The following is a 22,154-nucleotide window of genomic DNA, read 5'->3' as shown; positions in this document are numbered from 1 at the left end:
GCAGACCTCAGAAGTGAATCACGCTGCGGATGCTTTTGCCTTCATGCATCAGGTCGAAGGCTTTGTTGATGTCCTCCAGGCCCATGGTATGGGTGATGAAGGTATCCAGCGGGATCTCACCCTTCTCGGACATTTCGACGTAGCTCGGCAGCTCAGTGCGGCCACGCACACCGCCGAACGCCGAACCGCGCCAGACGCGACCGGTCACCAGCTGGAACGGACGGGTGGCGATTTCCTGGCCGGCACCGGCGACACCAATGATTACCGACTCACCCCAGCCTTTGTGGCAGCACTCAAGGGCCGCACGCATCAGTTGAACATTGCCGATGCACTCGAACGAGAAATCCACGCCGCCGTCGGTGAGGTCAACGATCACTTCCTGGATCGGGCGATCGTAATCTTTCGGATTGACGCAGTCGGTAGCGCCCAGTTGGCGGGCAATTTCGAACTTGGCCGGGTTGATGTCGATGGCGATGATGCGCGAGGCCTTGGCCTTGACTGCGCCGATCACGGCCGAAAGGCCGATGCCGCCCAGACCGAAGATGGCCACGGTGTCGCCCGGTTGTACCTTGGCGGTATTGAGCACCGCGCCGATACCGGTGGTGACGCCACAGCCGAGCAGGCAGACCTTCTCCAGCGGCGCGTCTTTCTGAATCTTGGCTACGGAGATTTCCGGCAGCACGGTGTACTCGGAGAAGGTCGAAGTACCCATGTAGTGGAACAGCTGCTGGCCTTTGTACGAGAAGCGGGTGGTGCCGTCCGGCATCAGGCCCTTGCCTTGGGTGGCACGGATGGCCTGGCACAGGTTGGTCTTGCCCGAGCGACAGAACTTGCACTGGCCGCACTCAGGGGTATACAGCGGGATCACGTGATCACCTACCGCCACCGAGGTCACGCCTTCGCCAATCGCTTCGACGATGCCGCCGCCTTCATGGCCAAGGATCGACGGGAAGATCCCTTCAGGATCGGCGCCGGAAAGGGTGTAGGCGTCCGTGTGGCAGACACCGCTGGCGACGATGCGCACCAGCACCTCGCCCGCCTTGGGCATGGCGACGTCGACTTCGACGATTTCCAGGGGTTTCTTGGCCTCGAAGGCAACGGCGGCGCGGGACTTGATCATGAAAGGTCTCCAGATAGAGGGTCGATGCAATGTGCCAGTGTAATTCACTCGTGTTTGATGAATAATCAGGCCAAAGACAAAACATTATTGCTGTACAGGGATAATCATGAGCAATCGCTGGGAAGGCATCGACGAATTCGTCGCGGTGGCTGAATCAGGCCAGTTCACTGCCGCTGCCGAGCGCCTGGGCGTTTCTTCCTCGCATATCAGCAGGCAGATCGCCCGCCTCGAAGAGCGCCTGCAAACGCGCCTGCTGTATCGCAGCACACGTCGCGTCACCTTGAGCGAGGCCGGCCAGACCTTCCTGCAGCATTGCCAACGCCTGCAAGATGGCCGCGAAGAGGCGCTGCGGGCTGTCGGCGACCTGGCCAGCGAACCCAAGGGCCTGCTGCGCATGACCTGCGCGGTGGCCTATGGCGAGCGCTTCATCGTGCCGCTGGTGACCCGTTTCATGGCGCTCTATCCGCAGTTGCGGGTGGACGTCGAATTGAGCAACCGCACCCTGGACCTGCTGCACGAAGGCCTGGACGTGGCGATCCGCCTGGGGCGTTTACAGGACTCACGCCTGGTCGCCACCCGCCTGGCGCCGCGGCGGATGTTTGTCTGCGCCTCGCCGGCGTACCTGGAGCGCTATGGCCGGCCGCACAGCCTGTCTGAGCTGGCACGGCACAACTGCCTGATCGGCAGTAGCGACATCTGGGCGTTGAAGCTGGAGGGGCGGGAATTGAGCCAGCGGGTTCAGGGCAACTGGCGCTGCAACAGCGGCCAGGCGGTGCTGGATGCGGCGTTACAGGGGATGGGGTTGTGTCAGTTGCCCGACTACTATGTGCGCGAGCATCTCGACAGCGGTGCATTGGTGTCGCTGCTGGAAGCGCATCAGCCGCCGAATACGGCAGTGTGGGCGTTGTATCCGCAGCAGCGGCACCTGTCACCGAAGGTGCGGCGGCTGGTGGATTATCTGAAGGAAGGACTGGGGCAGTTACCGGAATACGCGACCCGGTAGACTGACGATAATGACTGTCAGTGCCGGCCTCTTCGCGGGGCAAGCCCGCTACAGGTTTGGGCACTGCCCCACAGCATGTTCAGTGCCGGGCAGACCAGCGCAGGCGCAGCCACTCGAGGTCTTCCGGCCGGGTGACCTTGATGTTGTCACTGCGTCCTTCGATCAGCCGCGGCGCCTGCCCTGCCCACTCCATCGCCGAGGCCTCGTCGGTCACGGCAACATCGGACACCAGGCATTCGGCCAACGCCCGGTGCAAGGCACCCAGGCGAAACATCTGCGGGGTAAACGCCTGCCAGATCGTACTGCGGTCCACCGTAGCGCTGACCCGGCCACTGGCATCCGCCCGCTTGAGCGTGTCGCGCGCCGGCACAGCGAGCAAACCACCCACCGGGTCATCGGCTAATTCAGACAACAACAGGTCGAGGTCACTGCGTGCCAGATTCGGCCGGGCTGCATCATGTACCAGTACCCAGTCACCATCCGCCGCCCCGTGGGCATGCAACAACAGCAAGGCATTGAGTACCGAGTCAGCGCGCTCGCGCCCACCCGGGGCACGCTGGATACGCGGATCGCTGGCACAGGGCAAGCCAGGCCAGTAAGGGTCATCCGCGGCAATGCTGACCACCACACCTTTGAGTGCGCGATGGCCGAGAAAACAGTCAAGGGTATGCTCGATGATCGTCTGCCCGCCCAACTGCAGGTACTGCTTGGGACGATCGGCAGCCATCCGCGCGCCAACACCGGCGGCAGGAATTACAGCCCAGAAGGCCGGAAGCGACGCCGTCATTTCTGTGGCAACTGGAAGAGCGTCTCGCCTTCCTTGACCATGCCCAGTTCGTGTCGGGCGCGTTCCTCCACGGTCTCCATACCTTTCTTCAACTCCAGAACTTCTGCATCGAGCACGCGATTACGCTCCAGCAGCCGCTCGTTCTCGGCATGCTGTTCGTCAATCTGCTGCTTGAGCTCGGTCACTTGCGCCAGGCTGCCGCTACCCACCCAAAGGCGGTACTGCAGGCCACCCAGCAGCAGGAGCAAGATGAGAAACAACCAATAAGGACTGCGCATCTAGATATCCAGGGTCAAAAGGCCGCCGCGCCGAAGTCTTATGGGGCTTGCGATAGCACGAAGCCTGGCCGAGGCCAGGCTTCGTCGACAGAAACCCCGTAGGAGGCGCCTGAAGGTTCAGTACGAACGTTCAGACATCCTCGGCTGCTGCCTTTTTACCATCTCTTGCTTAGCCGCGAAACTCGTCGCGACCACGGTACACCGCCTTGGCGCCCAGTTGCTCTTCGATGCGCAGCAGCTGGTTGTACTTGGAAACGCGGTCGGAACGGCACAGCGAGCCGGTCTTGATCTGGCCAGCAGCGGTACCGACAGCCAGGTCAGCGATGGTCGAGTCTTCGGTTTCACCCGAGCGGTGCGAGATCACTGCGGTGTAACCAGCGGCCTTGGCCATCTGGATGGCTTCGAGGGTTTCGGTCAGCGAGCCGATCTGGTTGAACTTGATCAGGATCGAGTTACCGATGTTCTTGTCGATGCCTTCCTTGAGGATCTTGGTGTTGGTCACGAACAGGTCGTCACCGACCAGCTGGATTTTCTCGCCGATCTTGTCGGTGAGGATCTTCCAGCCCGCCCAGTCGGACTCGTCCAGGCCATCTTCGATGGAGATGATCGGGAAGCGCTCGGTCAGGCCTTTGAGGTAGTCAGCAAAACCTTCGGCGTCGAACGACTTGCCTTCACCGGACAGGTTGTACTTGCCGTCTTCGTAGAACTCGGAAGCCGCGCAGTCCAGGGCCAGCGTGACGTCGGTGCCCAGCTTGTAGCCGGCATTGGCGACGGCTTCAGCGATGGCCGCCAGAGCGTCTTCGTTGGACGTCAGGTTCGGCGCGAAGCCGCCTTCGTCACCCACGGCGGTGTTCAGGCCACGGGCTTTGAGCACAGCTTTGAGGTGATGGAAGATTTCGGTGCCCATGCGCAGGCCATCGGAGAAGGTCTTGGCGCCAACTGGCTGAACCATGAACTCCTGGATGTCGACGTTGTTATCAGCGTGCTCGCCACCGTTGATGATGTTCATCATCGGTACCGGCATCGAGTACTGACCCGGGGTGCCATTGAGGTTGGCGATGTGCGCGTACAGCGGCAGGTCCTGGTCCTGGGCAGCGGCCTTGGCGGCAGCCAGGGAGACGGCCAGGATGGCGTTGGCGCCCAGCTTGGCTTTGTTCTCGGTACCGTCGAGGGCGATCATCGCGTGGTCGAGGGCTTTCTGGTCAACCGGGTCTTTGCCCAGCAGCAGGTCGCGGATCGGGCCATTGATGTTGGCAACAGCCTTGAGGACGCCCTTGCCCATGTAACGGCTCTTGTCGCCATCACGCAGCTCAAGCGCTTCGCGCGAGCCGGTGGAAGCACCGGACGGCGCGCACGCGCTGCCGATGATGCCGTTGTCGAGCAGTACATCGGCTTCCACGGTGGGGTTGCCACGCGAATCGAGAACTTCACGACCTTTGATGTCGACGATCTTTGCCATTGTTGTAAGCACTCCAGAATTGACGAAAACAACGCAGCTTAGGGAATTCGAGCCTTTCACCAGGCGAATATGCAGAGGGCAGGCCTGGCGAAGGGGAGCCCCTGACCGGCAGGTCAGGGGTGGAACGGGCGGTACTTTACCCGAGAAATGAGCTTTACGCGGTTTCTACCGTCGGAAAACTTTTCACCAGGTCGTCCAGTTGCTTGAGCTGGGCCAGGAATGGCTCCAGTTTGTCCAGGCGCAGAGCGCATGGACCGTCGCACTTGGCGTTGTCCGGGTCCGGGTGGGCTTCCAGGAACAGCCCCGCCAGACCTTGGCTCATGCCGGCCTTGGCCAGGTCGGTGACCTGGGCGCGCCGACCACCTGCAGAGTCGGCACGGCCGCCCGGCGTCTGCAGGGCGTGGGTGACGTCGAAGAACACCGGGTACTCGAACTGCTTGAGCAGACCGAAGCCGAGCATGTCCACCACCAGGTTGTTGTAGCCGAAGCTCGAACCGCGCTCGCAGAGGATCAACTGATCGTTACCGGCTTCGACGCACTTGGAGAGAATGTGCTTCATCTCCTGCGGTGCGAGGAACTGGGCCTTCTTGATGTTGATCACCGCGCCGGTCTTGGCCATTGCCACGACCAGGTCGGTCTGCCGCGAGAGGAAGGCCGGCAACTGGATGATGTCGCAGACCTTGGCCACCGGCTCGCACTGGTACGGCTCGTGCACGTCGGTGATGACCGGCACGTTGAAGGTCTGCTTGATCTCTTCGAAGATCTTCAGCCCTTCTTCCATGCCGGGACCACGGTACGAGGTCACCGACGAGCGGTTGGCCTTGTCGAAACTGGCCTTGAACACGTAGGGGATACCGAGCTTCTCGGTAACCCGCACGTACTCTTCACAGACCTTCAGGGCCAGGTCACGGGATTCCAGCACGTTCATGCCGCCGAACAGAACGAACGGCTTGTCGTTGGCAATCTCGATGTTACCGACGCGAATGATCTTCTGGGTCATGGATCAGGCCTTGTTCTTCTGTACCAGTGCCGCCTTGACGAAACCGCTGAACAGCGGATGACCGTCACGCGGGGTCGAAGTGAACTCCGGGTGGAACTGGCAAGCGACGAACCAAGGATGGTCCTTGGACTCGACCACTTCGACCAGCGCACCATCGCCGGAGCGACCGGAGATCACCAGGCCAGCATCGACCAGCTGTGGCAGCAGGTTGTTGTTGACTTCGTAACGGTGACGGTGACGCTCGACGATGACGTCCTTGCCGTAGCAGTCATGGACTTTCGAGTTGCCGATCAGCTGGCATTCCTGAGCACCCAGACGCATGGTGCCGCCCAGGTCGGAAGTCTCGGTACGGGTCTCGACGGAGCCGGTGTTATCGGCCCACTCGGTGATCAGGCCGACTACCGGGTGACCACTGTTGCGGTCGAACTCGGTGGAGTTGGCGTCGGTCCAGCCCATAACGTTACGGGCGAACTCGATCACCGCAACCTGCATGCCGAGGCAGATACCCAGGTACGGGACCTTGTTCTCGCGAGCGTACTGTACCGCCTGGATCTTGCCTTCGACGCCACGCAGACCAAAGCCGCCGGGGACGAGAATCGCGTCAGCGCCTTCGAGCAGGCTGGTGCCCTGGTTCTCGATGTCTTCGGAGTCGATGTAGCGCAGGTTGACCTTGGTGCGGTTCTGGATACCGGCGTGGCTCATCGCTTCGATCAGCGACTTGTACGCATCGAGCAGTTCCATGTACTTGCCGACCATGGCGATGGTGACTTCATGCTCTGGATTGAGCTTGGCATCGACCACTTTGTCCCACTCGGACAGGTCAGCGCTGTTGCACTGCAGACCGAAGCGCTCGGTGACGAAATCGTCCAGGCCCTGCGCATGCAGGATGCCCGGGATCTTGTAGATGGTATCGGCGTCTTCCAGGGCAATCACCGCACGCTCTTCAACGTTGGTGAACTGGGCGATCTTGCGCCGCGACGAGCTGTCGATCGGGTGATCGGAGCGGCACACCAGCACGTCAGGCTGCAGGCCGATGGAGCGCAGCTCCTTGACCGAGTGCTGGGTTGGCTTGGTCTTGGTCTCGCCAGCGGTGGCGATGTACGGGACCAGGGTCAGGTGCATCAGCATCGCGCGCTTGGCGCCGACTTCGAAACGCAACTGACGGATCGCCTCGAGGAACGGCTGCGACTCGATGTCGCCGACCGTACCGCCGATTTCCACCAGGGCTACGTCGGCATCGCCGGCACCCTTGATGATGCGACGCTTGATCTCGTCGGTGATGTGCGGGATGACCTGGATGGTCGCGCCCAGGTAGTCACCACGGCGCTCCTTGCGCAGCACGTGCTCGTAGACACGGCCCGTGGTGAAGTTGTTGTTCTGGGTCATGGTCGTGCGGATGAACCGCTCGTAATGGCCCAGGTCAAGGTCGGTCTCGGCACCGTCGTGGGTGACGAACACTTCACCATGCTGGAACGGGCTCATGGTGCCCGGATCGACGTTGATGTACGGATCCAGCTTGAGCATGGTGACCTTGAGTCCCCGCGCTTCCAGGATGGCCGCCAGGGAAGCCGAGGCAATGCCTTTCCCCAATGAAGAAACAACACCGCCCGTGACGAATATGTAGCGCGTCATGAAAAACCCTAGAAGTCTGCGTTAAAGCGGCCAGCGCCGCCGGAGAAAGCGAAGGAAGGCCGAAGCCCCCGATCACCTGCGTCAATCACAGTGCATCTCGAAAAACTGCCGCGTCTGTACAGACCAGGGAATACCCGGCATGGAGCTCGCTCGTCATTTTAAGAAATCAGCCCAGCAAAAAACTGCTTGGTAATCGGCAACTGCTGTGTTTTCGATGAAGCCACAGAAGTTGTATCAAGAAGGGAGGGTAGTCTACCGGAATGTACCCTTCAGCTCAAACCTTGCGCGTTCGTCGGTAACTGCCATTCGAGTTGGCAGCCCTGCTGAGCCAATCCTGGCAGGTTGGCTACTGCGAGCACGTGCTCGCCACACAACAGCAACGGCAGGCGCGGACGCACGAAATGCGGGACCTGGCACTCGTTGAGCAGGCGCTTGAGGTCGCGATGGCCGCGGTCTTTCAAGGCAAGTACTTCACCGCCCTGACGGTAGGCAATGCGCAGGCCATGTGGCGGGTAGACGCCGCTCAGGCGCACACTGCCGTTGCCCACCAGGGCCAGCGGCAAGCTCGGCCTGGGCCAGGCCTGCTCGCCGGCGACCGGCTGCAGCCAGTCGCCACTGAGCCACCAGATGCGGCCATGGCTGCGTTGCAGCTGGCCGTCTGTCAGGCGCCACACCGGCTGGGCGTCATGACTTGCATCGCGCAAGGCGTCCCAGCCTGCCCAGTGACGTGCGTCGGGTAATCGGGTGCGTGAGCTGAGCCAGTATTGCAGGGCATTGCGCTGGCGGGCGGGCGAGAGTGCCTTGAGCGCATCCAGGGCCAGTGAGTCCAGACCTGCCCACGCGACCGGCGCGCCCTGCCCCGCTGCATTGAGGTCGTCCCTGGCCAGCTCGTCCAGCAGGCCCAGCGCTTCGCCGAGATGATCCGCGCTGCGCGCCAGGCTCTGGCTGGCTTGCGGCCAGCGCTGGCGCAGCAGCGGCAAAATGTCGCCGCGCAAAAAGTTACGCGCGAAGTGGCTGTCGGCATTGGACGGGTCTTCGATCCAGGACAGACCCGCGTGTTCGGCATGGGCGTGCAATTGGTTCCGCGACTGCCCCAGCAGCGGCCTGACCAGACGGCCCCGGCCCAACGGCCTGACCGCCGGCATGGCTGCCAGACCGCGCAGCCCTGCCCCGCGCAACAAGCGAAACAACAAGGTCTCGGCCTGGTCATCGCGGTGCTGGCCGGTGAACAGCACGTCGCCAGGGCCGAGGATTTCGCTGAAGGCTTTATAACGGGCATCACGGGCCGCCTGCTCGAGGCTCGCGCTGGAGGCGACCTGGACGTAGATGACGTGAAGCTCGATACCAAGGCTGTCGCAGATGGCTTGGCAATGGGCTGGCCAGGCGTCGGCGGCAGATTGCAGGCCGTGATGCACATGCAGGGCACGCAAAGGCGGCGCGGCGTGGCTGCGGGCGTAGTCGGCGAGCAGCTGCAGGAGGACAGTGGAGTCGAGGCCGCCGGAGAAGGCGACATACCAGGCGGGCGATTGCTGCCAGGGTGAAAGGGTCGAGGTGAGGTCGATCATCTTTGCCTCACTGGAGAAAGCCTGGGGCCGCTGCGCGACCCTTTCGCGACACGAGGCCGCTCCCACAAGGACGGCGGCGCTTTCGAGCTGCGCGTGGGAGCGAAAAGGGCTGCAAAGCAGCCCCAGGCGATATCAGAGACCGTAGCTCATCAGGCGGTCATAACGGCGCTTGAGCAGCGTCTCGTTATCAAGCTTGCCGAGCATGTCCAACTGCTCGAGCAGGTCGGCCTGGATGCTTGCAGACATTGTCGCCGGATCACGGTGGGCGCCGCCCAGCGGCTCCGGAATGACCTTGTCGACAATGTTCAGGCTCTTCAGGCGCTCAGCGGTGATACCCATCGCTTCGGCGGCATCAGCGGCCTTGTCGGCGGTCTTCCACAGAATCGAGGCGCAACCTTCTGGCGAGATCACCGAGTAGGTCGAGTACTGCAGCATGTTCAATTGATCGCAGACGCCAATCGCCAATGCACCGCCCGAACCGCCCTCACCAATCACGGTAGCGATGATCGGAGTTTTCAGACGAGCCATGACGCGCAGGTTCCAGGCAATCGCTTCGCTCTGGTTACGCTCTTCGGCGTCGATACCCGGATAAGCACCTGGGGTATCGATGAAGGTCAGGATCGGCATCTTGAAGCGCTCGGCCATCTCCATCAGACGGCAAGCCTTGCGGTAGCCTTCCGGACGCGGCATGCCGAAGTTGCGGCGAACCTTTTCGCGCACTTCACGGCCCTTCTGATGACCGATGACCATGACCGGCTTGCCATCCAGACGAGCGGTACCGCCGACGATTGCAGCGTCGTCGGAGAAGTGGCGGTCACCGTGCAGCTCTTCGAACTCGGTGAAGATGTGCTGCAGGTAGTCGAGGGTGTACGGGCGACGCGGGTGACGCGCCAGGCGAGCGATCTGCCAGCTGGTCAGGTTGCCGAAAATGCTTTCGGTCAGGGTGCTGCTCTTGTCCTGCAGACGGGCAATCTCATCGCTGATGTTCAGCGAGTTATCGTTGCCGACCAGGCGCAGCTCTTCGATCTTGGCTTGCAGGTCAGCAATCGGCTGTTCGAAATCGAGGAAATTCGGGTTCATAGGCATCCGTCTTGGGTCGACGGCCAGGCGGCCGGCCGGTTGATCCGTTTGGCGCCCTACCTTAAGGGATCAGGCGCATTCAGGTCGAGATTAAAATTGGTCGCTTTAGCGGTATTGCAGGAAGACGTTCTCACGCCCGAACTGGTCACGCAGGGCCTGAATCAAGCCGTCGGCGGGGTCAATTGACCACTCGTCGCCGAACTGCAGCATGGCCTTGGCGTCGCTTCCGGTGTATTCGAGGGTAATCGGGCAGCCGCCACGATGGCGGGTGATCAGCTCGCCGAGCCAGCTCAGGCGGTCACCTTTGAGCGCGTCATGGGCGATCTTCAGGCGCAGGCTTTCAGCCAACCGCGTACGCGCATCTTCCATGGTCATCACTTGCTTGACCCGCAGGCGCAGGCCACCGGAGAAATCATCGTTGCTCACTTCGCCTTCGATCACCACCATGGCATCGGTTTGCAGCAGCGCCTGGGCGGCCATGAACGAATCGGCGAACAGCGACGCTTCGATGCGCCCGGAGCGGTCATCCAGGGTGACAAAGCCCATCTTGTCGCCCTTTTTGTTTTTCATTACCCGCAGCGCAATGATCATCCCGGCCACCGTCTGCACCTCGCGCGAGGGCTTCAGGTCGATGATCCGTTGCCGGGCGAAACGGCGGATCTCACCTTCGTACTCGTCGATCGGGTGGCCGGTCAGGTACAGGCCCAGGGTGTCTTTCTCGCCCTTCAGGCGCTCCTTGAGGGTCAGCTCGCGAGCTTTGCGATGCTGGGCATAGATGTCTATGTCCTCCTCCACCAAGAGCCCGCCAAACAGGTCGACATGGCCGCTGTCGGCGGTGCGCGCCGTCTGCTCGGCCGACTTCACGGCCTCTTCGAGCGCCGACAGCAGCAAGGCCCGGTTACGGTCGATATTGGCGTGGTAGGCCTTGATCTCGTCATGGAAGTAAGGGCCGAGACGGTCCAGTGCGCCACTGCGGATCAAGGCGTCCAGGGTGCGCTTGTTGACCCGCTTGAGGTCGATCCGCTCACAGAAGTCGAACAGGTCCTTGAATGGCCCGCCAGCAGTGCGCGCCTCGACGATGGCCTCGACCGGCCCCTCACCGACGCCCTTGATCGCGCCCAGGCCATAGATGATGCGGCCATCGGGGTCGACCGTGAACTTGAACTCGGACGCGTTGACGTCCGGCGCGTCCAGACGCAGCTTCATGTTGCGTACTTCTTCGATCAGCACTACCACCTTGTCGGTGTTGTGCATGTCCGCTGAAAGTACTGCTGCCATGAACGGCGCGGGGTAGTGCGTCTTGAGCCAGGCGGTCTGGTACGACACCAGGCCGTAGGCGGCGGAGTGCGACTTGTTGAAACCGTAACCGGCGAATTTTTCCACCAGGTCGAAGATGTTCCCCGCCAGGTCGCCATCGATGCCGTTGTTGGCGCAACCTTCGATGAAACCGCCACGCTGCTTGGCCATTTCTTCGGGCTTTTTCTTACCCATCGCCCGCCGCAGCATGTCGGCGCCACCGAGGGTGTAACCGGCCATGACCTGGGCAATCTGCATCACCTGTTCCTGATACAGGATGATGCCGTAGGTCGGCGCCAGTACCGGTTGCAGGCCGTCGTACTGGTAGTCGGGGTGCGGATAGGCGAGCTCGGCACGGCCGTGCTTACGGTTGATGAAGTCGTCGACCATGCCCGATTGCAGCGGGCCTGGGCGGAACAACGCCACCAGTGCGATAAGGTCTTCCAGGCAGTCGGGCTTGAGCTTCTTGATCAGCTCTTTCATGCCGCGCGACTCGAGCTGGAATACTGCGGTGGTCTCGGCCTTCTGCAGCAGTTCGTAGGTCTTTTTATCGTCCAGCGGGATGAAGTCGATGTTCAGGTCGGGCAGGCCGCTCTTGGCCTGCTCACGGTTGATCGTCTCCATGGCCCACTTGATGATGGTCAGGGTACGCAGGCCGAGGAAGTCGAACTTGACCAGGCCGGCGGCCTCGACGTCGTCCTTGTCGAACTGGGTAACCAGGCCGCCGCCCTCTTCGTCACAGGCGATCGGCGAGAAGTCGGTAAGCTTGGTCGGCGCGATGACCACACCACCGGCGTGCTTGCCGGTACCCCGGCAGACCCCCTCGAGCTTGAGCGCCATGTCCCAGATCTCGCGGCCGTCCTCGTCACCCTTGAGGAAGTCACGGAGAATCTCTTCCTGCTCGTAAGCCTTCTCCAGGGTCATGCCGACTTCGAACGGAATCATCTTCGACAGGCGGTCAGCCAGGCCGTAGGACTTGCCCTGCACCCGCGCCACGTCGCGCACCACCGCCTTGGCGGCCATGGTGCCGAAGGTGATGATCTGGCTCACCGCGTTGCGCCCGTAGGCGTCGGCCACGTACTCGATGACCCGGTCACGACCGTCCATGCAGAAGTCGACGTCGAAGTCGGGCATGGAAACCCGCTCAGGGTTGAGGAAGCGCTCGAACAGCAAGTCGTAGGCCAGCGGATCGAGGTCGGTGATCTTCAGCACATAGGCAACCAGCGAACCGGCACCCGAGCCCCGGCCTGGACCAACCGGCACGCCGTTGTTCTTGGCCCACTTGATGAAGTCCATAACGATCAGGAAGTAACCGGGGAAGCCCATCTGGATGATGATATCCAGCTCGAACTTCAGCCGGTCGAGGTAGACCTGGCGCTTGGCGTCGTAATCTTCAGTGGTGTCCTTGGGCAGGATCACCGTCAGGCGCTCTTCCAGGCCCTCGTGGGAGACATGCCGCAGGTAGTCGTCGATGCCCATGCCGTTGGGCGTGGGGAAGTCGGGCAGGAAGTGCTTGCCCAACTGAACCTGGATGTTGCAGCGCTTGGCGATCTCGACCGTGTTGGCCACGGCGTCCGGCAGGTCGCTGAACAACTCGGCCATCTCTTCCTGGCTTTTCAGGTACTGCTGGTCGCTGTACAGGCGCGGGCGACGCGGGTCGTCCAGCGTCCAGCCCTCGCCAATGCAGACGCGGGTCTCGTGGGCATCGAAGTCGGTCTGCTTGATGAAGCGCACATCGTTGGTCGCGACCAGCGGCGCGCCGAGCCGGTCAGCCAAGGCGACGGCGGCATGCAGGTAGTCTTCGTCACCGGCGCGATTGGTCCGTTGCAACTCGACGTAGAAGCGCCCGGGGAACATGCCCATCCAGTCGCGCAACAAGGCTTCGGCGTCGTCAGTGCGGCCATTGAGCAGGGCCATGCCGATGTCACCTTCACGTGCGGCGGATAGCACGATCAGGCCCTCGCTGGCCGGCGGGATCCAGTCGCGCTGAATGATCACCAGGCCATTGCGCTGACCGTCGACCCAGCCACGCGAAATCAATTCGGTGAGGTTGCGATAACCCTTGGGGTTCATCGCGAGGAAGCAGATGCGCGACAACGGCGCTTCCGCATCAGCACCTGCCAGCCACAGGTCGGCGCCGCAGATCGGCTTGATCCCTGCGCCCATTGCGTTCTTGTAGAACTTCACCAGCGAGCACATGTTGCTCTGGTCGGTGATCGCCACCGCCGGCATGTTCATCCCGGCCAAGGCCTTGGCCAGCGGCTTGATCCGCACCAGGCCATCGACCAGGGAGAATTCGGAGTGCACGCGAAGGTGAACGAAGGAAACCGACATGGAGGGTCCTATAGCAGAGCGAGACAACAAGCGCGGGATTGTACCGTAAATGTGCTTGGCTTTCGTGACGGTTAAGCCATTGGGAGAGTCGCGAAGGGCCGCTAAGCGGCCCCGATGCGCGATCAGATCAGCGAGGTGGCAGCGCCCTCACGCGCTTCCCAGGCCGCGCGCACCGGCGCGAACGAGCGCCGGTGAATCGGCGTAGGCCCAAGACGTGCCAGTGCTTCCAGGTGCACCGGAGTCGGATAGCCCTTGTGCCCGCCCATTCCATAACCGGGATAGATCAGCTCGAATGCACTCATCTCGCGGTCGCGGGTGACCTTGGCGAGGATCGATGCTGCGGCAATCGCCGGCACCTTGGCATCCCCCTGAATCACGGGCGCGGACGGCACCGCCAAGGTCGGGCAGCGATTACCGTCGATCAGCGCCAGTTTCGGCGTGATGCTCAGCCCCTCGACCGCGCGCTGCATGGCCAGCATGGTCGCGTGGAGGATATTCAGGCGGTCGATCTCTTCGACCTCGGCGCGAGCGATACAGAAGCTCAAGGCTTTTTCGCAAATCTCGTCGAACAGCGCTTCACGCTTGGCTTCGGTGAGTTTCTTCGAATCGTTGAGGCCGAGGATCGGTCGATTCGGATCAAGAATAACTGCCGCCGTCACCACCGCGCCGCAGAGCGGGCCTCGGCCGACTTCGTCGACACCGGCAACCAACTCTTCGACCAGGGTGAAATCCAGTCCCATCTGCATCTAGCGTTGCTCCAGCAAGGCAAGCACCGCCTCTGCCGCCTGGTTCGAGGCGTCACGGCGCAATGTGCGGTGAATCTGATCAAAGCTTTCGGTTTGCTGGCTGCCGTCGGCAACCAGCGGCGCCAGGGTTTGCGCCAAGGCTTCACTGGTGGCGGCGTCCTGCAGCAGCTCGGGCACCAGCAGACGCTGGGCGAGCAAGTTGGGCAGCGACACGTAGGGGCTCTTTACCAACCGTTTGAGAATCCAGTAGGTCAACGGCGCCAGGCGATAGGCAACCACCATCGGCCGTTTGTACAGCATCGCTTCCAGGGTCGCGGTGCCCGAGGCGATCAGCACGGCGTCACAGGCGGCGAGCGCCTGGTGCGACTGACCATCGAGCAGGATCAGCGGCAAGTCGCGGCCTTCGAGCATCTGCTCGATCTGCGCGCGACGGCTCGCATTGGCGCAGGGCAGCACGAAACGCACGCCTGGCAACAACAAGCGAAGGCGCTCGGCGGCATCCAGGAACAACGCCCCCAGACGTCCGACTTCGCCGCCACGGCTGCCCGGCATCAACGCTACCAGCGGGCCTTGGGCAATCCCCAGCTCGGCACGCGCCGCCTGGCGATCGGCCTCCAGCGGAATGGTGTCGGCCAGCGGATGGCCAACGAAGCGCACCGGCACGCCCTGCTCTTCATAGAAGCGCGCCTCGAAGGGCAACAGCGTCAGCATCAGGTCGCAACCTTCGCGAATCTTCAGTACCCGCTTCTGCCGCCACGCCCACACCGACGGGCTGACGTAGTGCACGGTCTTGATCCCGGCCTGACGCAGCTTGAGTTCGATATTCAGGGTGAAATCTGGAGCATCGATGCCGATGAACACATCCGGTCGTTCGCCGATCAGCGTCTGGATCAGCAGTTTGCGACGCTTGAGCAGCTCGCGCAGGCGCCCCAGCACCTCGACCAGGCCCATGACGGCCAAGCGCTCCATAGGGAAATACGACTGCATGCCCTCGGCTTCCATCAGCGGGCCGCCGACGCCGATGAAACGCACATCAGGGTGGCGCGCCTTGAGCGCACGCATCAGGCCCGAACCAAGAATATCGCCGCTGGCCTCGCCTGCGACCAACGCAATACACAGTTGGCCCATATCAGCGAGTGATGCCGCGTGCGGAGTTCTGGATCGACTGACGGAACAGCTCAACCTCAGGATGCTGGCTGGCGAGCTCGGCGAGTTCCTTGAGCGCCTCTTCGACGGTCAGACCTTGGCGGTAGACGGTCTTGTAGGCGCGACGCAGGCAGTGGATCACTTCGTCGCTGAAACCACGCCGGCGCATGCCCTCGAAGTTCATGCTGCGGGCCTCGGCCGGGCTGCCGAACACGGTGACGAACGCAGGTACGTCCTTGCCGATGGCGGTGCCCATACCGGAAAACGCGTGGGCGCCGATATGGCAGTACTGGTGCACCAGGGTGTAACCCGAGAGGATCGCCCAGTCGCCCACATGCACATGGCCAGCCAACGCGGTGTTGTTGACCAGGATGCAATGGCTGCCAATGACGCTGTCGTGGCCGATGTGGGCATAGGCCATGATCAGGTTGTGATCGCCAACAGTGGTTTCCGCACGGTCCTGAATGGTCCCGCGGTGAATGGTCACGCCTTCGCGGATCACGTTGTGATCACCAATGACCAGGCGCGTGGCCTCACCCTTGTACTTGAGGTCAGGGGTGTCTTCACCAATCGAGGAAAACTGGAAGATACGGTTGTGCTTGCCGATCTGGGTCGGCCCCTTGAGTACCACGTGAGGGCCAATGACAGTGCCCTCCCCGATCTCGACGTCGGGCCCTACGATCGACCAGGGGCCCACCTCGACGCCTTCGGCCAGCTTGGCCGAAGGGTCGATGATCGCCCGCGGATCAATCGAATTCATAGGGAGCGTTCCGCGCAGGTGATCTGAGCCGAGCAGACCGGTTTGCCGTCGACCAGCGCGCGGCACTCGAACTTCCAGATCATGCTTTTGCGGCTGAGGAACTTGGCCTCGAGTACCAGCTGATCACCCGGCAGTACCGGCTGGCGGAAGCGCAGCTTGTCCGACCCGACGAAATAGTAGAGCGTGCCGTCTGCCGGCTTGGCATCAAGCATCTTGAATCCGAGAATCCCGGCCGCCTGGGCCATGGCCTCGATGATCAGCACGCCCGGCATGATTGGATGCGCCGGGAAATGGCCATTGAAGAACGGCTCATTGATGCTGACATTCTTGTAGGCACGAATGCTCTGGGCCTCGAAGTCCAGCTCCGTGACCCGGTCCACCAGCAGGAACGGGTAACGGTGAGGCAGGTATTCGCGAATCTCGTTGATGTCCATCATTTCGGGGGGAAGCCTGTAGTAAGAATAGGGAGCGCAGGTGCTGACCAGACGCTCCTTTTGCAATCCAGAGAGGAGCCAGCTAGCAACGGTTCACTCTTGCTCAGGAAATGGTATCAGCCTTCTGATGCCGGCTGGCCACCTGAGGTCACGGTATCGACACGTTTTTCCAATTGCTGGAGACGCTTGGCCATGTCGTCAAGCTGACGAATGCGCGCGGCGCTCTTGCGCCAATCGCCCAAGGTCTGCATGGCGGTACCGGAAGAGTAAGCCCCCGGTTCGGTGATGGAACGGGTAACCATGGTCATGCCGGAAACGAATACGTTGTCGCACACATCGATATGACCCACCATGCCGACGCCGCCGGCGATGGTGCAATGCTTGCCGATCTTGGTGCTGCCAGAAATCCCGACACACGCGGCCATGGCCGTGTGATCGCCGATCTGCACGTTGTGTGCGATCTGGATCTGGTTGTCGAGCTTGACCCCGTTACCGATCAGCGTGTCAGACAGCGCGCCGCGGTCAACCGCGGTATTGACGCCAATCTCGACGTCATCACCGATGCTCACCCCGCCGATCTGGGCAATCTTGCGCCACACACCCTTCTCGTTGGCGAAACCGAAGCCCTCACCACCGATGACCGCACCCGACTGAATGGTCACCCGCGCACCGATGGTCACGTCGTGATACAGCGTGACCCGCGGCGCCAGCCAGCCACCCTCGCCAATCACACAGCGGGCACCGATGAAGCAATGCGCGCCTACAGTCACATCGGCGGCGATACGCGCGCCGCTTTCGATCACCGCAAACGGGCCGATACTGGCACTGGCGTCCACCTGGGCGTCCTCGGCAACCACGGCGCTGGGATGAATACCCGCCACAGCCTTGGGCTTGGGATCGAACAGGTGGGAGATGCGCGCGTAGGCCAGGTACGGGTCCGCCACGATCAGGGCGTTGCCGGCAAAGCCTTCGGCATCCGCAGCCTTGAGCAGTACCGCAGCAGCCTGGGCGTTATCCAGGAATTTGCGGTACTGCGGGTTGGCCAGGAAGCTCAACTGCCCTGGACCGGCTTCCTGCAAGGTAGCCAGGCCGGTGATCTGCAGCGACTCGGGGCCCTTGAGGGTTGCGCCGAGCGCCTCGGCCAGTTGGCCGAGCGTCATGGTCAGGGTCATATCAACGGGCTTGGTTCATGCGCTCGATAACTTGGCGAGTGATGTCGTACTGCGGTTTGACATCGATCACTGCGCCGCGCTCGAGTACCAGATCAAAGCCGCCTTTCTTGATGACTTCTTCGACTGCACCATCCAGCTTGGGCTTGAGCTGCTTGAGCATGTCACGGTCGGCAACGGCCTTGGCTTCGTTGAGTTCCTTGGACTGGAACTGGAAGTCACGGGCTTTTTGCTTGAATTCAAGCTCAAGGCGCTCACGCTCTTGCTGCTGCATCTTGTCACCGCCCTTGATCAGACGGTCCTGGATGCCCTTGGCGCTGCTTTCCAGGCCTTTGAGCTTGGTCAGTTGCGGGCCGAACTTCTTCTCGGCATCCACTGCGTATCGCTTGGCAGCATCCGACTCGAGCAGGGCCATCTGATAGTTCAGTACGGCAACTTTCATTTCAGCGAAAGCCGGGGTGGCGACCAGCGCCGCGGCCAGGATGGCCAGTTGGGTCAACTTACGCACGATGCACTCCTGAATAATCCGTTGTCGTTAAGCAAGGGCCGACCTTAGAAGGTCTGGCCCAGAGAGAATTGGAACACTTGGGTGTCGGCTTCGTCCGGCTTCTTGATTGGCATCGCCAAGCTGAAGCTCAGCGGGCCCAACGCGGTAATCCAGGTGACACCAAGGCCGACCGAGCTGGCCATGTCTGAGAAACCGACCTTCGCGCAATCAGGCTTGGAGCCGCAATTGGTGTCGAACACGTTACCCACATCCCAGAACACGGAGGTGCGCAGCGAGCGCTGGTCCTTGACGAACGGCAGCGGGAACAGCAACTCGACGCCACCCTGGACCAGCACGTTACCACCGAACGGCAGCGGATCCTGATCCGGGTCGGCGATGGTACCAGGCTTGGTGCCTCGGCTTGGCGTACTGCGTGGACCCAGGCTGCTGTCCTTGAAACCGCGCACGGAGTTGAAGCCACCCGCGTAGTAGTTCTCGTAGAACGGCAGACCCGAGGTGCCGCCGAAGCCGTCGCCGTAACCCAGTTCAGTGTGCAGACGCAGGGTGTAGTCGTTGGACAGTGGCTTGAACAGCTGGCCACGGTAGTCGAGCTTGTAGAACGACAGGTCGCTGCCCGGCACGGTGGTTTCCAGGGTCAGGCTCTGGGAGTGACCACGGGTCGCCAGCACACCTTTGTTCAGGGTCGATTCGGACCAACCGACAGATGCCTTGAAGTTGAGGAAGTTATCGCCTTCCTTGTCGACGAAGTCGAAGATCTCGTCAACGGTGTAGCGGCCAGTCTTGAGTTTGTCCTGCTGCACGGTCAGGCCGTAGGTCAGGCGCGAGGTCTCGCTGATCGGGTAACCGATGCTGACACCGGCACCCAGGCTGTCCACCGCATAGCTGGCCACGTCGACGTCGAGGTCGTCGTAGTCGGTGCTGCGGTAGAAGGCGTTGTAGCCCAGGCTGACGCCGTCGGCAGTCCAGTAGGGGTCAACAAAACCGAAGTTGTAGCGGGTCTGGTATTCCGAGCGGGTCAGGCCAATCGAAACCTTGTTACCGGTACCGAGGAAGTTGGTCTGGCTGATCGAACCACCGAGGATCAGACCGGCGCTCTGGGCGAAGCCGACGCTGGCAGTGATCGAACCCGAGGCTTGCTCTTCAACGCTGTAGTTGACGTCGACCTGGTCGTCGGTACCCGGTACCGGCGGCGTCTCGACGTTGACCTCCTTGAAGAAGCCCAGGCGCTCGAGGCGGGTCTTGGACTGGTCGATCAGGTAGGTCGAAGCCCAGCCACCTTCCATCTGGCGCATTTCGCGACGCAGTACTTCGTCTTCGGTCTTGGTGTTGCCGCGGTAGTTGATACGGTTGACGTAGGCACGCTTGCCCGGGTCGACCACGAACATGATGTCGACGGTGTGGTCTTCGTCGTTCGGTTGCGGCACGCCGTTGACGTTGGCGAAGGTATAGCCTTCGTTACCCAGGCGGCGGGTGATCAGGTCGGACGAAGTGGTCATCACCTTGCGCGAGAAGACCTGACCTGGTTGCACCAGCAGCAGCGACTTGACCTGGTCCTCCGGCACCTTGAGGTCGCCGGACAGCTTCACGTCGCGAACGGTGTACTTCTCACCTTCATTGATGTTGACGGTGATGTAGACGTGCTTCTTGTCCGGGGTGATCGACACCTGGGTAGAGGCGATGTCCATGTTGATGTAGCCGCGGTCCAGGTAGTACGAGCGCAGGCGCTCGAGGTCACCGGAGAGTTTTTCGCGGGCGTACTTGTCGTCGTTCTTGAAGAACGACAGCCAGTTGGTGGTCTTCAGCTCGAACAGCTGGCCGAGCTCGTCATCATCGAACACGGTGTTGCCCACCACGTTGATGTGCTGGATCGCGGCGACCGTGCCTTCGTTGATCTTGATCTTCAGGCCAACCCGGTTACGCGGCTGCGGCACGACTTCGGCGTCAACCTCAGCCGAGTAGCGGCCTTGCGCCACGTACTGGCGTTGCAGCTCGTTACGCACGCCTTCAAGGGTGGCGCGCTGGAAGATTTCACCTTCGGCCAGGCCCGACTGCTTCAGACCCTTCATCAGGTCTTCGGTGCTGATCGCCTTGTTGCCTTCGATCTCGATGCTCGACACCGACGGGCGCTCGACCACGTTGATGATCAGGACATTGCCGTCGCGGCTAAGCTGGATGTCCTGGAAGAAGCCGGTCTTGAACAGCGAGCGGGTGGAGTCCACCAGGCGACGGTCATCGGCCTGGTCACCTACGTTCAGGGGCAAAGCGCCGAACACGCTGCCGGCGGATACCCGCTGCAGGCCGTTGACACGAATATCGGAGATGGTGAAGGACTCGGCGTGAACTTCAGCGATCATCAGTGCGGAGAGGACCGCAGTTAGCAGCAGACGTTTCATGAAGTCCTTTTATTCCAACTGGCAATAAACAACCTGCTGCAATAGGGCAGCAGGTTCGCAATTGAGCGAAGCTTTTATAGTCGACCCAGATCGTTGATCAGGGCGAGCAACATCACCCCTATGACCAAACTGATACCGATCTGGACCCCCCAACCTTGCACCCGATCCGACAGCGGTCGACCGCGTGCCAGCTCGATCAGGTAGAACAGCAAATGCCCCCCATCCAGTACCGGGATGGGCAGCAGGTTCAGAACCCCCAGGCTTATGCTCAGGTAGGCCAGGAAATTCAGGAAATCCCCCACGCCGGACTGGGCTGAAGCGCCCGCCACTTTAGCAATGGTTATCGGTCCGCTCAAGTTTTTTACCGAGAGCTCTCCGAAGAGCATTTTCTTCAGCGATTCGAGGGTCAGGATGCTCATGTTCCAGGTGCGTGATACACCCTCGCCCATGGCGTCCAGCGGCCCATAGCTGACTTCGCGCAGCATGGTTGCTGGCCATTCGACACCTTTGACGCCGGCACCGAGGAAACCGCCGGAGGCCTGGCCTTCGCCACGCCGCGCCAAGGTTACCGGAACGTCCAGCACCGCACCGTCACGCTCGACACGCATCATCACTTTGGCTTCGGGGTGGGCCCGGACGCTGTCGACCACTTGCTGCCAGTCGTTCAGCGCAACGCCGTCCAAGGCCAGCAACTTGTCACCGGTTTTCAGCCCCGCCACGTCGGCCGGGCTTTTCGCCTGGATTTCGGCCAGCACGGGAACCACCGCCGGGCGCCATGGACGCAGGCCAAGCGACTGGATCGGATCGGGCTCGTCGGCGCCCTTGAGCCAGGACTTGAGGACGATGTCGTGCTGACGCTCGGCAGTAGCACCCTCGTCGAGCACGCCAACACGCAGGGTGCCGCTCTCGCCGAGGCGACGCACCAACTGCAGATTGACCGCAGACCAACCATTGGTCGGTTTGCCATCAACAGAAACAATCTCCTGGCCGGCACTCAGGCCAGCGCTGGCGGCCAGGCTACCCGCCTCTACCGCACCGATGACCGGACGCACCTGCTGGGTGCCGAGCATGGCCAGCAGCCAGAAGAAGACAATCGCCAAGAGGAAGTTGGCGATCGGGCCGGCGGCGACAATCGCGATGCGCTGCCCAACCGACTTGCGATTGAATGACTGGTCGGCCAGCGCAGGCGGCACGTCGCCCTCGCGCTCGTCGAGCATCTTCACATAGCCGCCCAGCGGAATTGCTGCCACCACGAACTCGGTACCATGGCGGTCGTGCCAGCGCAGCAATGGCGTGCCGAAGCCTACCGAAAAGCGCAGCACCTTGACCCCACAACGGCGGGCAACCCAGAAGTGACCGAATTCGTGAAAGGTGACCAATACACCCAGTGCAACCAGGGTACCGATAATCATGTAGAGCGCAGTCATATCCATCTCCGAATGAC

At 61.7% G+C, this 22,154-nt stretch carries 18 protein-coding genes; 1 reads left to right on the top strand and 17 read right to left on the bottom strand.

Annotation, left to right across the window (positions count from 1 at the left end; all coding sequences use genetic code 11):
- Positions 1-7 precede the first annotated feature (7 nt).
- The gene (locus J3B00_RS08455; RefSeq protein WP_209866634.1) at positions 8-1,120 is read right to left on the bottom strand and encodes an S-(hydroxymethyl)glutathione dehydrogenase/class III alcohol dehydrogenase; all 1,113 of its coding nucleotides are present in this window, start codon (positions 1,118-1,120) and stop codon (positions 8-10) included.
- 106 nt (positions 1,121-1,226) lie between these two features.
- Here J3B00_RS08455 and J3B00_RS08450 point away from each other — a divergent pair, with 106 nt between their 5' ends.
- Positions 1,227-2,123, top strand: a complete 897-nt coding sequence (locus J3B00_RS08450; RefSeq protein ID WP_209866631.1) for a LysR substrate-binding domain-containing protein — start codon at positions 1,227-1,229, stop codon at positions 2,121-2,123.
- A gap of 79 nt (positions 2,124-2,202) precedes the next feature.
- On the opposite strand, the gene ispD is transcribed toward J3B00_RS08450, so the two are convergent.
- The 16 genes from ispD to rseP form a co-directional block, all read right to left on the bottom strand.
- Positions 2,203-2,910 carry a 2-C-methyl-D-erythritol 4-phosphate cytidylyltransferase gene (gene ispD, locus J3B00_RS08445; RefSeq protein WP_209866629.1) on the bottom strand — a complete coding sequence of 236 codons (708 nt, stop codon included), beginning with the start codon at positions 2,908-2,910 and terminating at the stop codon, positions 2,203-2,205.
- Positions 2,907-3,188 (bottom strand): cell division protein FtsB, encoded by a 282-nt coding sequence (gene ftsB / locus J3B00_RS08440; protein ID WP_119144964.1) that lies wholly within the window; start codon positions 3,186-3,188, stop codon positions 2,907-2,909. The genes ispD and ftsB overlap by 4 nt, the downstream gene beginning before the upstream one ends.
- Positions 3,189-3,357: 169 nt before the next feature.
- Positions 3,358-4,647 carry a phosphopyruvate hydratase gene (gene eno, locus J3B00_RS08435; protein ID WP_209866627.1) on the bottom strand — a complete coding sequence of 430 codons (1,290 nt, stop codon included), beginning with the start codon at positions 4,645-4,647 and terminating at the stop codon, positions 3,358-3,360.
- Between the two features lie 154 nt (positions 4,648-4,801).
- Positions 4,802-5,647, bottom strand: a complete 846-nt coding sequence (gene kdsA / locus J3B00_RS08430; protein WP_209866625.1) for a 3-deoxy-8-phosphooctulonate synthase — start codon at positions 5,645-5,647, stop codon at positions 4,802-4,804.
- Between the two features lie 3 nt (positions 5,648-5,650).
- Positions 5,651-7,279: a CTP synthase gene (locus J3B00_RS08425; RefSeq protein ID WP_209866623.1), complete on the bottom strand. Its 1,629-nt coding sequence runs from the start codon at positions 7,277-7,279 to the stop codon at positions 5,651-5,653.
- Between the two features lie 269 nt (positions 7,280-7,548).
- Positions 7,549-8,844, bottom strand: coding sequence for a tRNA lysidine(34) synthetase TilS (gene tilS / locus J3B00_RS08420; RefSeq protein WP_209866621.1), 1,296 nt, complete (start codon positions 8,842-8,844; stop codon positions 7,549-7,551).
- A 132-nt stretch (positions 8,845-8,976) separates the two neighbouring features.
- Positions 8,977-9,924, bottom strand: coding sequence for an acetyl-CoA carboxylase carboxyl transferase subunit alpha (gene accA / locus J3B00_RS08415; RefSeq protein ID WP_209866619.1), 948 nt, complete (start codon positions 9,922-9,924; stop codon positions 8,977-8,979).
- A gap of 105 nt (positions 9,925-10,029) precedes the next feature.
- Complete coding sequence (dnaE, locus tag J3B00_RS08410) at positions 10,030-13,554, bottom strand: DNA polymerase III subunit alpha (protein ID WP_209866617.1); 3,525 nt, start codon at positions 13,552-13,554, stop codon at positions 10,030-10,032.
- A gap of 122 nt (positions 13,555-13,676) precedes the next feature.
- A complete protein-coding gene (rnhB, locus tag J3B00_RS08405) occupies positions 13,677-14,300 on the bottom strand; it encodes a ribonuclease HII (RefSeq protein ID WP_209866615.1) in 624 nt (207 codons plus the stop codon).
- Positions 14,301-15,428 (bottom strand): lipid-A-disaccharide synthase, encoded by a 1,128-nt coding sequence (gene lpxB, locus J3B00_RS08400; RefSeq protein ID WP_209866613.1) that lies wholly within the window; start codon positions 15,426-15,428, stop codon positions 14,301-14,303.
- Between the two features lies 1 nt (position 15,429).
- The gene (gene lpxA / locus J3B00_RS08395; protein WP_209866611.1) at positions 15,430-16,206 is read right to left on the bottom strand and encodes an acyl-ACP--UDP-N-acetylglucosamine O-acyltransferase; all 777 of its coding nucleotides are present in this window, start codon (positions 16,204-16,206) and stop codon (positions 15,430-15,432) included.
- Positions 16,203-16,643, bottom strand: a complete 441-nt coding sequence (gene fabZ / locus J3B00_RS08390; protein ID WP_101317259.1) for a 3-hydroxyacyl-ACP dehydratase FabZ — start codon at positions 16,641-16,643, stop codon at positions 16,203-16,205. The genes lpxA and fabZ overlap by 4 nt, the downstream gene beginning before the upstream one ends.
- Positions 16,644-16,756: 113 nt before the next feature.
- The gene (gene lpxD / locus J3B00_RS08385) at positions 16,757-17,812 is read right to left on the bottom strand and encodes a UDP-3-O-(3-hydroxymyristoyl)glucosamine N-acyltransferase (protein ID WP_209866609.1); all 1,056 of its coding nucleotides are present in this window, start codon (positions 17,810-17,812) and stop codon (positions 16,757-16,759) included.
- Position 17,813: 1 nt separating this feature from the next.
- Entirely contained in the window at positions 17,814-18,317 is a 504-nt protein-coding gene (locus tag J3B00_RS08380) for an OmpH family outer membrane protein (protein ID WP_209866607.1), read from the bottom strand.
- Positions 18,318-18,361: 44 nt separating this feature from the next.
- Positions 18,362-20,710, bottom strand: coding sequence for an outer membrane protein assembly factor BamA (gene bamA / locus J3B00_RS08375; protein ID WP_209866606.1), 2,349 nt, complete (start codon positions 20,708-20,710; stop codon positions 18,362-18,364).
- A 74-nt stretch (positions 20,711-20,784) separates the two neighbouring features.
- A complete protein-coding gene (rseP, locus tag J3B00_RS08370) occupies positions 20,785-22,137 on the bottom strand; it encodes a sigma E protease regulator RseP (protein ID WP_209866604.1) in 1,353 nt (450 codons plus the stop codon).
- Positions 22,138-22,154 lie beyond the last annotated feature (17 nt).

The sequence above is a fragment of the Pseudomonas sp. BP8 genome, from assembly GCF_017875955.1.
GTDB lineage: Bacteria > Pseudomonadota > Gammaproteobacteria > Pseudomonadales > Pseudomonadaceae > Aquipseudomonas.
This window is presented reverse-complemented; position numbering and strand designations above follow the sequence as displayed.

Bases quoted from the DNA above. Each gene is read 5' to 3' on its own strand.
- J3B00_RS08455 (WP_209866634.1), bottom strand. From the start codon at position 1,120: ATGATCAAGTCCCGCGCCGCCGTTGCCTTCGAGGCCAAGAAACCCCTG.
- J3B00_RS08450 (WP_209866631.1), top strand. From the start codon at position 1,227: ATGAGCAATCGCTGGGAAGGCATCGACGAATTCGTCGCGGTGGCTGAA.
- ispD (WP_209866629.1), bottom strand. From the start codon at position 2,910: ATGACGGCGTCGCTTCCGGCCTTCTGGGCTGTAATTCCTGCCGCCGGT.
- ftsB (WP_119144964.1), bottom strand. From the start codon at position 3,188: ATGCGCAGTCCTTATTGGTTGTTTCTCATCTTGCTCCTGCTGCTGGGT.
- eno (WP_209866627.1), bottom strand. From the start codon at position 4,647: ATGGCAAAGATCGTCGACATCAAAGGTCGTGAAGTTCTCGATTCGCGT.
- kdsA (WP_209866625.1), bottom strand. From the start codon at position 5,647: ATGACCCAGAAGATCATTCGCGTCGGTAACATCGAGATTGCCAACGAC.
- J3B00_RS08425 (WP_209866623.1), bottom strand. From the start codon at position 7,279: ATGACGCGCTACATATTCGTCACGGGCGGTGTTGTTTCTTCATTGGGG.
- tilS (WP_209866621.1), bottom strand. From the start codon at position 8,844: ATGATCGACCTCACCTCGACCCTTTCACCCTGGCAGCAATCGCCCGCC.
- accA (WP_209866619.1), bottom strand. From the start codon at position 9,924: ATGAACCCGAATTTCCTCGATTTCGAACAGCCGATTGCTGACCTGCAA.
- dnaE (WP_209866617.1), bottom strand. From the start codon at position 13,554: ATGTCGGTTTCCTTCGTTCACCTTCGCGTGCACTCCGAATTCTCCCTG.
- rnhB (WP_209866615.1), bottom strand. From the start codon at position 14,300: ATGCAGATGGGACTGGATTTCACCCTGGTCGAAGAGTTGGTTGCCGGT.
- lpxB (WP_209866613.1), bottom strand. From the start codon at position 15,428: ATGGGCCAACTGTGTATTGCGTTGGTCGCAGGCGAGGCCAGCGGCGAT.
- lpxA (WP_209866611.1), bottom strand. From the start codon at position 16,206: ATGAATTCGATTGATCCGCGGGCGATCATCGACCCTTCGGCCAAGCTG.
- fabZ (WP_101317259.1), bottom strand. From the start codon at position 16,643: ATGATGGACATCAACGAGATTCGCGAATACCTGCCTCACCGTTACCCG.
- lpxD (WP_209866609.1), bottom strand. From the start codon at position 17,812: ATGACCCTGACCATGACGCTCGGCCAACTGGCCGAGGCGCTCGGCGCA.
- bamA (WP_209866606.1), bottom strand. From the start codon at position 20,710: ATGAAACGTCTGCTGCTAACTGCGGTCCTCTCCGCACTGATGATCGCT.
- rseP (WP_209866604.1), bottom strand. From the start codon at position 22,137: ATGACTGCGCTCTACATGATTATCGGTACCCTGGTTGCACTGGGTGTA.